Here is a 13386-nt window from a genome sequence, read left to right as displayed (position 1 = left end):
GCACCTAGTAGTGCAGTTGCTACTACTAATCTGTCAGCAGCCAGCTACACTTCATATATAACCACCCATCCTTTAATTCAGCAGAAAGTTTTCCATTCATTTTTTCCATCAAGCCTTTTGCAATAGATAATCCTAGTCCTGTACCTTTACCTGAGCGTGTTTGGTCTGCTGTATAAAACCTATCAAAAAATAATTCAACATCTTTTTCTGTTAAATCTTTTACACCATTACTTATTGTTAAACTTATATTTTTGTTATTTTTTTCAAGTATTATAGCTATATTTCCATCTGAATACCTTATAGCATTTGTGAGAAGGTTTTCTATAACTCTTTTTATAGCTGATTCATCTCCAATAATATTGATTTTCTCTTGAGGAATCTTAATACTTGGAACTATTTGTTGTTCATTAAACCTATCATATAAATTCATTACAATTTCTTCCACAATATTATTCATCTTTAATTTTTCAAGCTTTAAACTATGATCAACGGATTCAATAAGGGAAAGCTCAAAAAAGTCATTTAATAAAATCTGTAGTCTCCTTGTTCTATCCTTGGCTATTGTTAAGTACTCCTTTTTTTCTTCCTCTGTCACTTCAGGTTTTTCCATTAGTTGAATATACCCCAAAATAGATGTTAACGGTGTTCTTAAATCATGGGACATATTTGCAACAGCCTGTTTTAGCTCCCTTTCAGCAGATTTCTTTTCAATATTAGACATAGCATGCAGATCAATCAAATTATTGATTTCAATTGCCATCTTTCCTATATGTTTATCTAAAAATGTTATATCTATTTTCTTTTCAGTTTTTCCCATATTATAATTTTTCAGTTGATTTGACATATTATTTAGTTCTTTTTTCATAAATAATAAGTGGGAAAGAAAAACTATAGCTAATATACTTGAGACAATTACTGCATAAATCACTTTTCCACCCCACTTTCACTAATTATTTAATTTCTATTCTTCTAAAAATCCTGCTCCCACAATAAGCCATAATAACAAATGTTGCTGCACAGATTAATATATTCCTTCCAATTTCATTGAATGTAACAACAGGACTAAAGGCTTTATAAATCTGATAAAATATAGAATTTTCATATATGATTCTAAGTATTTCATACTTAGGAACAAATATCTTTTCAATTCCATACAGAATAATAGTAGCTATAATAGTAATAATAATAGTCTTTCCACTTTCTCTAGTTAAAGAAGCAACAAGCATTATAATGGCTGAATAGGCTATTATACTAAGAGTATATAAACTAAAAGCTCTTAATAAATACACAAATGCAGCATTAGTATAAATATGACTATATCCTAATAAAAATGTTAAACATATTGCTGTAATTACAGGTAATATAACAGCGGTAATTACTGAACCTAAAGAAAAAACAATTAACTTTGCCAAATAAATATGACTTCTTTTATTTCCACTTAATATTTGATTTTTAATAGTACCTGTAGAATGATCTACATTTATAAAAAATCCAGCCAGTGTACTTATAGTTAAATTAAAAAATAAGGGTGCCATCATCATTTCCATAGCATTATATTCTTTTAAACCTACACTATCAAAACTTGTATTATGCAATCCCCACCAGTCTATTATAACTAGATAATTAGCAAGCCCATAGACTACAGTTACAACTCCAACCAAAATCCAAAATGTATGATTCCTTTTTAACTTAAATAATTCTGCTTTAATTAGATTAATCATTTTCTGCACCTCCCACAAGTTTTGTAAAATAACTTTCCAAGTCGTCTCCCATTTGTGAAAAGTGTTCAATAATAAGTTTGTTTTTAGTTATAGCCATTGATACCTTTCGTATATCGTTAAGATGACTATATAACTTTATAGTTCCATCTGCCATAACTTCAAAATCTGTTGCACCCAGTTCAGCTTCTAGTACAGTTGCTCCTTTACTTGGATTATCAACTTTTATACTTAAATATTGTCTGCATTTTTCATTCAGCTCTTTTGCTGTAATCTGTTCCAACAGTTTTCCTTTATGAATAATACCATATCTTGTAGCAAGCTGGTAAAGCTCACTTAACATATGACTAGATATTAAAACTGTCATTCCTTTTTCTCGATTTAGTTTTTTTATAAGCTCACGAAGCTCAACTATTCCCATAGGATCTAAGCCATTTGTAGGTTCATCAAGAATTAAAAATTCTGGGTCACTTAAGAGCGCAATAGCAATGCCCAGTCTTTGCTTCATTCCTAATGAAAAATTGACTGCTTTTTTTCCTCCTGTGTTTTGTAATCCAACAAGTTCCAAAGTTTTCTCAATAGACTTTTTATTTGGAATACCTTTTTGCAAGCGATGCAGTTCTAGATTTTCATAAGCTGACATATTTGGAAATAAAGCAGGATTTTCAATAACTGCTCCTATTCTCTTGATAGATTGTAACAAATCTTTCTCACTACTTTGTCCAAATAGTTCTACATTTCCCTTAGTTGGAAATGCAAGACCTGTAATTATTCTAAGCAGTGTTGTTTTGCCAGCACCATTTTGTCCAATAAATCCATAAATCTCACCTTTTTTAATTTCAATATTTACATCATTAAGGGCAAAACCTTCTTTATATTTTTTATCAAGATTATTAGTTCTTAGTACATATTCATTCATAGGACTCTCACACCTCTCTTATATGATAGTAGTAGTATAAAGACAAATCCATAAGAGAAATTAAATAAAATATTAAGAAAACCTTAATTTTTAAGTCTGTATCCCATACCCCAGATAGTTTCAATATATTCTTCATTTTGATTTGCTTTTGTCAACTTATTTCTTAAATGACTCATATGAACATTAACTGTATTATCATCACCTAGGAAATCATCTTTCCATATGCTCTCAAATATATTTGCCTTAGTAAAAATCTTTTTGGGAGATTGCATCAAAAGTAATAGTATTTCATATTCACGAGCTGTTAATACAACTTCAGTCCCTCCAGCTGTCACTCTTTTTGACTCTAAATCAAGGCAAACATCTTTATGCTTTAACACATGATTTTGTCCTTGGTTTATCACTTGTTTATATCTTCTTAATAAAGAATCAATTCGAGCAGAAACTTCTTCAATATCAAAAGGTTTTGTAATATAATCATCTGCTCCTACCCTCAATATATTTACCTTAGTTTGAGCTTCACCTTTAGCTGAAATAATAATCACAGGAACTAAGCTATGTTCCCTAATCCTTAAAAGAACCTCTTCTCCTGTAATTCCTGGAAGCATTAAATCAAGAAGAACCATATCCCACTCTTGTTTTTCCACATAAAGCATTGCTTCAGTTCCTGAATATGCAGCTTGTGCCGTATATCCACTCTTTTTTATAATATTACATAATAATTTATTAATATCATTATCATCTTCTACAACTAAAATTTGTATTTCTTTTTCCATAATATCACCCATTTATCCGAATTATCATTATAATCCTATTTCTTAATTTATTACTAAATATTTTAATACTAATATCTTTTTATACAATGATGTTTTTTATACTTATAATCTGTTTGTACTAGATAGTCTCTAAAAATCGTCTATTTTCAGCATATTTAACAATTTTTTATTTTATATGTATATTATAAAGTATCACATTACTCTTATACATTTTAACATAAGATATTTTTACTTTACTACTATTTATAAAACACAGTATTGCAATAATTCACTGATTTTACACATATGCTCTTAAAATGTACGATTTTTTACAGCACACTATAATATTATTAATCTTTTGATTATTTCACTATTTATATTTATCTTCATATTAATAGAATCACATTAAAGTTTGGTTAAAATACAAAAAGAGACTAAACAATATCTCGCTTAATCTCTCTACTTATCTTATTTTAAATTCCATTTTTGTGTCAATTATTGTACTTCATTTAAGAAATCAACCATGATTCGAATAAATTCTTCGGGTTTATCGTAGTGTATATCGTGCCCAGGTGAATCCACATTAATTCTCTTTCCATTTTCCAATAATTCAACCACATGATCAGCATCTTCATCCGATAACGCTGCTACTAATAAATCCTCATCATAACTTGTTGAAGCTTTTATAAATACTGTAGGACTTTTAATTTCTGATAACACCTTTGATTGATTATAGTCTTCAAACCATGTATTATCATAAAATGTTTCTCCAAATTTACGATCGTATGGATAAGTTACACTTTCAAATATTCTATTTATCTGTGGAGGTAAATATTTTAAATGTACAGGTCTATTAGGATATTTTTTATGATATGCTATTGCATCTTCGGAAAATCGTCTCCAAAGAAAATCTCCAAACATGTTTCTCCAATAACTTCTTTCTAAACTGTACTTGAAATAATCCTTCTCTTCATTTTGATTTTTAAAGTCTTCATACAATTGAAAACCATATACCCATACATATGTTTTCTCCCTCCTATCAGGTTCAGTTGAGAAGAAAGGTGAATCTTCAATAACTGTTCCCAGTACACGCTCTGGCGAATATGCTGCCATCCATGCAGCAATCATTCCACCTGAAGAATGACCGGAAACCACTGTTTTTTCCCCTATTTTCAAATCAATAAATTCGATAAAATCCTCAGCCATTTTTTTAGCTGAATATTTATCAGGATTTTTATCAGATTCTCCGTGTCCGTGGCAATCGACAGCGTATACATGGTAATGCTTTGATAATTCAGGCAATACTTTTGCATAATCCTCCCAAGACATACCTTGACCATGAATTAGTAGAAGTGGTGTTTTACCATTGCTTGGACCTTCCCCATAATTTAATATGGTACCATCCTTTAGCTTTATTTGTTTTTCTGTAAATCCCGTACTATACATTTTTTTTAACGGCTTCTCAATATAAGTGCTATTAGTATAAAAATAAGATCCTACAAAAAATATTATAAACGCTAGAATTCCACCTAGTATTATTTTCCTTTTCTTTTTTATCTTCATATCGTGTCTCTCCCCATCAAGTTATATAATTCAAAATCTATTATCACTTTAATTCATCCTATATTAATTGTATCTTCTACTCCTTGCATTCTTCAGAATTATAAACTGCTTCTATAAAATGCATGAATTTATCGTGCTTTACCAGGGCAATTCCCTGATACTCATCACCTAGGACTAGTAAACTGTCTTGAGGACAAATATTAAATATCTCTCTAGCTTTTTTAGGAATTACAATTTGACCCCTTTCTCCAACCTTTACCGTTCCAAATATGTGTTTTCCCTCAGGCTGAATGCCTATTCCAGTTTTTTGTTTCGAATGGTTTACAAGATCATCCAACGAAACTCCATACAATTCTGCCAACGCGATACAATTATTGATATCAGGTATAGTTTCGCCATTTTCCCATTTTGCAACCGCTTGTCTTGAAACGCTTATCTTTTCAGCAACTTCTTCTTGTGTATATCTATGATTTTTTCGTAATTCTTTCAGATTCATATTTATCATACTTTTCACATCCTTTATACTCATTATATTATAATCTTTTCATTAATCAACCAATTAAATATAACATATTATGTTATGTTTATTTTACAATGTTTTTGATTTCTATTTACTTATCAACTCAACCATATCTTTTTTAGTAGTTTATATGTTCTCCCAAACAATAAAAATAAGGGTTCCTTAACATGTGAGCTTTGATAAAGTAGCCGCAATACCTAAACACTGTTTCATTCCTATTTTAAAATTATGTTAAAGTGAAGATCATAAAAAATAAACCTGTCAAAATTGACAGGTTTATTTTTTAGTAAAACTTATGTTTTTCCCATTTGTATGATTTTGTACATTTTTATATTCTATTTAATATAAATTCATATATTATCATTTACATATGAATTGCTTCAATTAATCTATCGCCCTCAAAAGCAACAAGAGTATTGTTGAGTTCTTACAAGTAACAGTAGAATTGTTAAATGCCCTTTGTTTAAGACCTTTTCTTAAAGAATCATTTCCCACGTCTCTCCAATTAGTTCTTTACCAAAGCTATGATGTGATTCCTGCTCCGTTATCTTAAATCCAGTTTTTGCATAAATATGTCGTGCTCCTTCGAGCACGCTATTGGTCCATAAAACAATCTTTTCATAGCCAGCGCGTCTTGCAAATGTAACGCTCTCTTGGACCAAACGGCTTCCGAGTCCGAACCCACGTGCTTTTGGCTCTACTAAAAGCAGTCGTAATTTAGCTACTGTTTCACTAGATTGTACAACGAACACTGAACCCACTATTTCACCATTCATTTCTGCGATTATACATCGCTCACGTTCAGGTTTGTAATTATTAATGAAATCTGCTGCAATCTGAGCTACAAGCGCCTCAAAATGTTCATCCCACCCATATTCTTGGGCATATAGCACACCATGCCTGTGGGTAACCCAGCCCATATCACCTGGTTGATGACTTCTTAGAAAAAATGTTTCAGAAAGTTTAAAACTTTTCTTATTAAGGATATTTTCAATATCGTGCATCGATTTCAGAAATTTTTGTTGATCTTCTTCACTAAGTTCATTTAATATCTCGGCAACTTCATCTCGTGAACGCTGATCTAAATCCGAAAATACATTCATACCTTCCTGTGTAAGGCGAATAAGAAACTGTCGACCATCATGCTCTGAACGAACTCTTTCAGTAAGCCCTTGTTCATCAAAACGAGTTATGATACGGCTGAGATAGCCGGCATCCAGACCTAACTCACGACTTAACTTTGTTGCAGTTGGATTATCACCATTAGCAATTTCAAAGAGAATACGTACTTCAGTAAGGGAATAAGAACTATGTAATAATCCTTCGTGTAAGGCACCTATCTTTCGTGTGAAAAATCTATTGAACTTTCGAACTTGGTCAATCTTGTTGTCAAGTGGACTTTTTTTCATAAATATCATCCTCTCATTATTATTTTTAATTTAAATATAAATCAATATGCTTGACTATGTCAAGTAATTATTTGACACAGTCAAGCATATTGATACATTTTAAAAATAGCAGAAATAGTTGGTGTTGATATAAAAAATATTGCTAAAGTTTGATTAAAATATAAAAAAGAGACTAAACAATATATCGCTTAATCCCTGTACTTATCTTACATCTACTTCTATTTATTTTTTTTGCTTTGTCTTCCCTTTTGTCAATTCTATTCCTTAACTTTAATTATACTTTAGCAGATTAATCACAGTTTATTAGGAATAATTAGATTTTATTGGGGGAGCTACAATTTGCTTGACATCTTTACTGCCATCTTTACACATGTTTTAATAGAATAATGATTTCAAATACATCATGAACTTATGCTTCCTATTTGAAATCTACTCTGCCTGTTTCCTTATCGCCCGATGCAGGCACATAGTAAGGCATATTACCTGGATTCAACTTCCATTTATCGTCGAAAATCTTAAACCTATAGTCTCTTATATTATTCAACTCTTCTTCTGATAAACTACCATCTATAAGAAACTTCTCAATGTAATCACTCTGATAATCAGTATAATCATGAGCAAATAACATAACTGTGTCAGGCTTAACATCCACTAATTTCTGTAGATTACGGGTTGACTCCAGCTGTTTTTCTTCCTCTATACCACCTAAAGTCAGCTGTCTCACCTCTTCAATTGACATATGATTTAAGGTATATGGAGTATCCCCCATGAATAAAAAATCATATCCTTCTGCCTGCACCAAAACAGCAGAATGTCCTGGGGAGTGGCCTGGAGTAGGAAGAAGTATAACACTACCATCACCAAAGTAATCCAAACTTTTTGAAAAGCTCTTAAATTTACCAGAATCATAGGTAAACAACTTGAGATTCTCCTTTACTAAACCAAAGGAATATGGGTAAATTGAGGTTCCCTTTTCCCAATCCTCCTTACTTATTACAGCTTGGGCATTTGGTAGATTTCGCAACCCGCCTGCGTGGTCATCATGAGAGTGCGTCATGAATACTGTTTTTATATCTTCAAGCTTATAACCCAGTTTCTCCACCTGAACCTGAAGCTCCTGCTCCGTAGTAAGTCTATATTCATCTTTCACCGTCAACAAACGTGAAACCATATAATTGTGATTATAGAACCCATCATGTTCATTGGCCTGTTCCCAGTTAATGGCAGCATCAACCATCATAAGGCCATGATCTGGGTGATCTATAAGATATGTGTATAACGGTATAGTAATGGTATCTTTATTCACAAGGCTCTTAAAATATCCTGTCAATCCTACCCAACCATCAAAACCGCCATAGAATTGCCCATAGGTCAGAATTGTATCTCCTACATGAAGGGGATACACCTTAACTTTGCCATCCTTTGCAGGTGTCTTTATAGTTGCAGATTGAATAGCCTGAATACGTTTCTCTTCAGCCTGCTCAAAAAGTCTTGTTCGATAATTTTCAATCATTGGCACTGATATAAACGTTAAGACCAGTAATATAATAGCCGGTACACCAAATAAACTTAGTCTACTTCCTTTACTTTTTTTCACAAGAGATTCTGCTAATGTTCCAGGTATTTTAAAAGCTATAACCATAAGAAGAAAAGCCATGATTGAGAGAAACCCCAGAATTACTGGTATATCTTGAATATAAAATATAACTGCTGTATAAAAAATAATAAACATCACTAATGAGGGTATACCAAAGAATTTTAACACCGTCTTTCTGCTTTTCTTCCCTTTGGAAAGGGTTTTGAAAATATCCGGCCAAAGAAGTCCAGTATTCATTGCAAGTGACATGATGATATAGAAGGTTAGCAATATAGGATTTATTCCCTTCATATAGAATACTACAGACATAATAGCTAACAGCCATAAACCTATTATTAAAAGTAGTCCTTTTCCAATGTTTTTGAGTATTTTTGAAAATATTGACAAAGTTATTATCTCCTTTAATTTATATTAAACCAATGTTTCATTGTTTCATCATCAATTAGCCTAAGAGTAGACTCAGGTATTCCCAACACCTTCTCTATGGAATCAGTATAAGCTGCAAGCATGATTCTCATTTGGTCAATACTGTTTCCGTCATGCTCATCAGTTAGAATCATCATAGATAATCTATCCCAAACACTTTGTATTAGAGACAGCACAACTTCACCTGCGTAGTCAGGAAAGGAAGGTTTAAATTTACCTTCATGTAGCCCTTGCAAAATAATAGCGGAAAGTAAAGGTGAAATTCGTTTAGTTGAATAAGTGAGCATCTTCTGACGGATAATTGCATTATCATCGCTGTACCATACCCTCATTAGACTAATCAAATAGTCCTTTTGTCCAACCTTCCACTTTCCCGCCACTGCGAAGTAATTATTTAACTTCTCTATGGCCGATAGGTCTTCATCCTTCACTATTGGGGTTATCTGTTCTTCTCCCTGATCCATAAAGCGTTCAACAAGTGCCTCCAACATAGCCTGCTTTGATGTAAAATAATGAAAAAAAGTACCCTTAGAAATGCCTAGTTCAGTCAATATATCCTGAATTGTCATCTGCTCGTATCCCTTTGTATAAACAAAGTTTTGAGCAACATTGAGAATCTCATTGCGCTTTGCATTATATTCTTCTTGTTTTACGATTCTTGCCATAATATCACTCCTTTTAATAAACCGACCGTTGGTATATTAATATGATATATAATATTTATCCTTATGTCAATATTTATTTAGTTATGCGTAAAAACACTCTCCACCTAAAGCAAAATTGTTTTTATACCTAGAATCTGATTCTTTCCATAGTTAGTTTATTATTTATATAAATTTACTATACAAAACAAATAAATCTAATTAGTCAATATTTTGAAAGTTATGGAAAATACTGTATTCCTGTCTATAACATTCTTCTTAACGATTTCTAACGTTGTATGTGATACCTCCACGAAAATAGGCCTTCAAAGTTTATCTTGAAGGCCTTACTTTCCCTGATTAGGGGTCTAACCTACCTAGATTTTAGGCAAAACCCATAATCTTTTCAACTGTACTACTTACGATCTATCTATACGAAAAATAAAATAATTATCTTATTGGGATAATTTTAATCTCTTATCTTTGATTTTATAAATATCCCTCCAATAATATTTATTTTATTTTGAATCTAATTTTCTAATTTCGGTTATCATCGGGCAAACTATAGCAATGCCGATGATTAAAATACCTGATATTAAAAACCAATGATTTACACCAATTGTATCAGCAAAGAATCCTGAAAGTATTAATCCAATTGGCATAGCAAGTGACATGATGCTCCCTGTCAAAGAAAATACACGTCCTAAATATTCAGGCTTAATTTTCTCCTGAAAAAGAGCTGTTTGCACACCGCTGTAAAATGGTACCGAAAGCCCCATAAATGTACAGCAGGCTAAAAATATCACAAATCCGCTTGATGGAAGTAATCCTGAAATAGTTAAGCTTATACCCATCATAAGAATAGATAACGTTATTAATAAGATTCGCTTTTTATAGCTCCCAAATAACCCTAATATCAAACCACCTGCCAGCATACCAGATGCATAAGCAATCTCCGTAATAGAAATATGCATCGGTGTACCATTAAAATATTCCATGGTGATTAAAGGATATAATGCATTGATAGGCATATAAACAAACATATATAGTGTTCCTATTAATAATAAAGCGAACAATCCTTTATTATTCTTTAAGACCAAAAATCCTTCTCTCATCTCTTCTATAAAATTTTGGTTCAAGTTTTTTTCTTCTACTTTAAGCTTTGGAATACTCACGAATGCTACTGTGAGACTAGCAATTATAGCACCTATCACATCAATGGCTATAATCGCATTTAATTCCCAAACAGAGTATAACAATGCCGCAACTGCTGGACTTAAAATATAACTTATAGACTGCAAGGACTGGCTATAACCCGCACATTTGGTCAACTGATCTTCCGGTACTAAAAGAGGAGTGACCGCATTCAAAGCAGGTGAATGAAAAGCCGTACCAATGCTACGGATAAACAATACTACCATAACCATCCATACAGGTAACTCCATATACAATGCAATAATAGCTAGCACTGCTCCAGCTGCTGCGATAATTAAATCAGCGCCAATCATTATCTTTTTCCTATCATAGCGATCTACTAACACACCAATAGCTGGCCCAAAAACCGCATATGGTAGAAAGCCCACTAGTGAGGCCATAGACAAGACCATCGCAGATCCTGTTTTTTCTGTAAGATAAAAAATAATCGCCATTTGTAGGATGGCACTTGTAATTAAAGATACTGCCTGTCCTGCCCATATTGTAAAAAACTTCAGTTTCCAATTATTATATTTTTCCATTTTTATTACCTCCTGCATATTATTTTACTTAAATTTTTATTTTTAATAATGTTCTAAGCAATAAAAAATGCAGGCCAAAATCCACAATGTGGCTTTAGTCTGCATGTATACAAGATGAAAACATTCTTGAAAAGACATAGTTAAATAAAGGTATAGCTAAAGAAACTATAGCTTACCGTAACTAATGAATGCTCAATATCGTATAAATAAGCACAACAAAAAAGCCTATCATCAGGGATAGATTCTGCCTTTTTTATTGCCAAATTATCTTAAACGTATTGATGCTGTCATAGTTTCGGTTCCTCCTAAATTTTTATTTTTATCAACCTATATTTTAACACAATAAGTTGATTTATTCAATATTTACTTAAAAACCTTCAAAGCCTTTGATATCAACCTATTTCTTCTCCAATAACACAACGCTCTCCACGTGGGTTTTGATAGAATGATGATACTAATACGCAGAAATATTTGCTTTGAGTAAAGATTTACCCCCTATAATCAAGGGGGTATGAGACTATTTGATTTTATACTTAGGGATTAAAAATCCTCTATTGAATCTATCTAATGGGTTAAATTTTTTGCCTTGATTTACTTTTCTCTTTCAGCATCTTTCGCGCACTCTTCATGCCGCCAAATTCCTTAGAGATCTCATTTAACTTTTCATTTTCAATTTGTCTAGAATTTAATCCTTCGTATTTAGCTTCTTTCTTAAGCTTTAAATAGCTCTCTAACCTGTCTCTAGAAATCAAACCAGTGCTTATGGCCTCTTGCACAGCACATTTTGGTTCATTAGAATGAGTACAGTCTCTAAACTTACACTTAGCTGATAGCTCATCAATATCAGTAAAGGTTTTTGATAAATCAGCACTTTCAATTCCAAGCTCTCTCATTCCAGGAGTATCAATAACAACGCCACCATGGGGGATAATTAACATCTCTCGTCTCGTTGTTGTATGTCTGCCTTTATCATCATTTCTTAATTCATTCGTTTCAAGAATATTTTCGCCAATAAGCCTATTAATCAAGGTAGACTTCCCAACACCCGAGGAGCCTATAAAAGCAATAGTTTTTCCACTGCCAAGATAACTTTTAACTGGTAAATAACCGTCCTCGCTCATACTTGAAGTAACTATAACATCCACTCCCATAGCAACAGTATCAATTTCTATTAGCTTTTCAGAGAGATCCTTGCAAAGATCAGATTTAGTAAGCACAATAACCGGATTTGCTCCACTATCCCAGGCAATTCCAAGATAACGTTCTATTCTACGAATATTAAAATCATTATTAAGAGACATACAGATAAAAACCGTATCTATATTTGAAGCTACAATTTGTTCCTCATTTGAAGTTCCCGCAGCCCTCCTAATAAATGCACTTTTTCTTGTTAGCACATTATGAATAATGGCATTTCCACTAATATTTTCAGTTCTATCTAACATAACGAAATCACCTACTGCAGGAAAATCAGAAACAGTCTTTACTTCAAAACGAAACTTACCAGAAACCTCTGCTGTTAACTCACCATTTTCAGTTACAACCTTGTATAGATTTTTATATTGCGAAATTACTCTCCCAATATAAAGTCCTTTATATAAAGTAGCCTCAGTTACAAATCTTTGGCTAAGCCCTAAGTTTTCCATATCTATATTATTCATTTTTTACCCTCCTAAATTTGTTTAATTCAAATAAACTTATGGGAGGCTATACACTAATTTATTTTGCATAACCCTCCCAGGTTACTACAATGCTATTATTAAACATAAGACAACAACTCCTTCTTTTAATTTTAAATACATAAAAATAATCCTCAAACCCCTAAAAGAGCTTAAGGGCGTACCATTATAATATGATAACTCATAGAAAATCAAAAGTCTATAAATTCATCAAAAATCCAATTATACGATAGCAACTAGTTCCAAAACTTACTGTTACTATTAAATCCAAAGTTGACTGTACATCGTTCAAGTAAAATCATAATAATGGAAATTAATCTATCCATTCTCAAATTACATCAATCCTTTTTTAAGTTATGAAGAGACTATTGCACAAGCAGGGGACATGAAAAAGAAGGAAGATTCATTCTTCATTCCTTTATT

At 32.2% G+C, this 13386-nt stretch carries 11 protein-coding genes and 1 pseudogene; all 12 read right to left on the bottom strand.

The window, feature by feature from the left end:
* Positions 1 to 25: 25 nt before the first annotated feature.
* Positions 26 to 865: a sensor histidine kinase gene (locus K0040_RS05405; RefSeq protein WP_228107913.1), complete on the bottom strand. Its 840-nt coding sequence runs from the start codon at positions 863 to 865 to the stop codon at positions 26 to 28.
* A gap of 85 nt (positions 866 to 950) precedes the next feature.
* Positions 951 to 1721: an ABC transporter permease gene (locus K0040_RS05400; protein WP_228107912.1), complete on the bottom strand. Its 771-nt coding sequence runs from the start codon at positions 1719 to 1721 to the stop codon at positions 951 to 953.
* Positions 1714 to 2637: an ABC transporter ATP-binding protein gene (locus tag K0040_RS05395; RefSeq protein ID WP_228107911.1), complete on the bottom strand. Its 924-nt coding sequence runs from the start codon at positions 2635 to 2637 to the stop codon at positions 1714 to 1716. The genes K0040_RS05400 and K0040_RS05395 overlap by 8 nt, the downstream gene beginning before the upstream one ends.
* An 83-nt stretch (positions 2638 to 2720) precedes the next feature.
* A complete protein-coding gene (locus K0040_RS05390) occupies positions 2721 to 3413 on the bottom strand; it encodes a response regulator transcription factor (protein WP_228107910.1) in 693 nt (230 codons plus the stop codon).
* 474 nt (positions 3414 to 3887) lie between these two features.
* Positions 3888 to 4955, bottom strand: a complete 1068-nt coding sequence (locus K0040_RS05385) for an alpha/beta fold hydrolase (protein WP_228107909.1) — start codon at positions 4953 to 4955, stop codon at positions 3888 to 3890.
* Positions 4956 to 5031: 76 nt separating this feature from the next.
* Positions 5032 to 5247, bottom strand: coding sequence for an AbrB/MazE/SpoVT family DNA-binding domain-containing protein (locus K0040_RS21265; RefSeq protein WP_334302496.1), 216 nt, complete (start codon positions 5245 to 5247; stop codon positions 5032 to 5034).
* Positions 5248 to 5277: 30 nt separating this feature from the next.
* Positions 5278 to 5451 (bottom strand): annotated as a pseudogene (locus K0040_RS21260) (helix-turn-helix transcriptional regulator); the annotation flags it as partial.
* A 500-nt stretch (positions 5452 to 5951) separates the two neighbouring features.
* Positions 5952 to 6884 (bottom strand): bifunctional helix-turn-helix transcriptional regulator/GNAT family N-acetyltransferase, encoded by a 933-nt coding sequence (locus tag K0040_RS05375; protein WP_228107907.1) that lies wholly within the window; start codon positions 6882 to 6884, stop codon positions 5952 to 5954.
* Between the two features lie 418 nt (positions 6885 to 7302).
* Entirely contained in the window at positions 7303 to 8868 is a 1566-nt protein-coding gene (locus tag K0040_RS05370) for an N-acyl homoserine lactonase family protein (protein WP_228107906.1), read from the bottom strand.
* A gap of 14 nt (positions 8869 to 8882) precedes the next feature.
* Positions 8883 to 9572, bottom strand: coding sequence for a TetR/AcrR family transcriptional regulator (locus K0040_RS05365; RefSeq protein WP_228107905.1), 690 nt, complete (start codon positions 9570 to 9572; stop codon positions 8883 to 8885).
* Between the two features lie 494 nt (positions 9573 to 10066).
* Positions 10067 to 11284 (bottom strand): macrolide efflux MFS transporter Mef(A), encoded by a 1218-nt coding sequence (gene mef(A), locus K0040_RS05360; RefSeq protein WP_228107904.1) that lies wholly within the window; start codon positions 11282 to 11284, stop codon positions 10067 to 10069.
* 572 nt (positions 11285 to 11856) lie between these two features.
* On the bottom strand, positions 11857 to 12945 hold the full coding sequence (gene rsgA, locus K0040_RS05355) for a ribosome small subunit-dependent GTPase A (protein WP_228107903.1): 1089 nt from the start codon (positions 12943 to 12945) through the stop codon (positions 11857 to 11859).
* Positions 12946 to 13386: the final 441 nt, after the last annotated feature.

The organism is Terrisporobacter petrolearius (assembly GCF_020748185.1).
Taxonomy (GTDB): domain Bacteria; phylum Bacillota; class Clostridia; order Peptostreptococcales; family Peptostreptococcaceae; genus Terrisporobacter; species Terrisporobacter petrolearius.
Note: the sequence above shows the minus strand (reverse complement) of the source record. Positions and strands in the feature narration are given on the sequence as shown.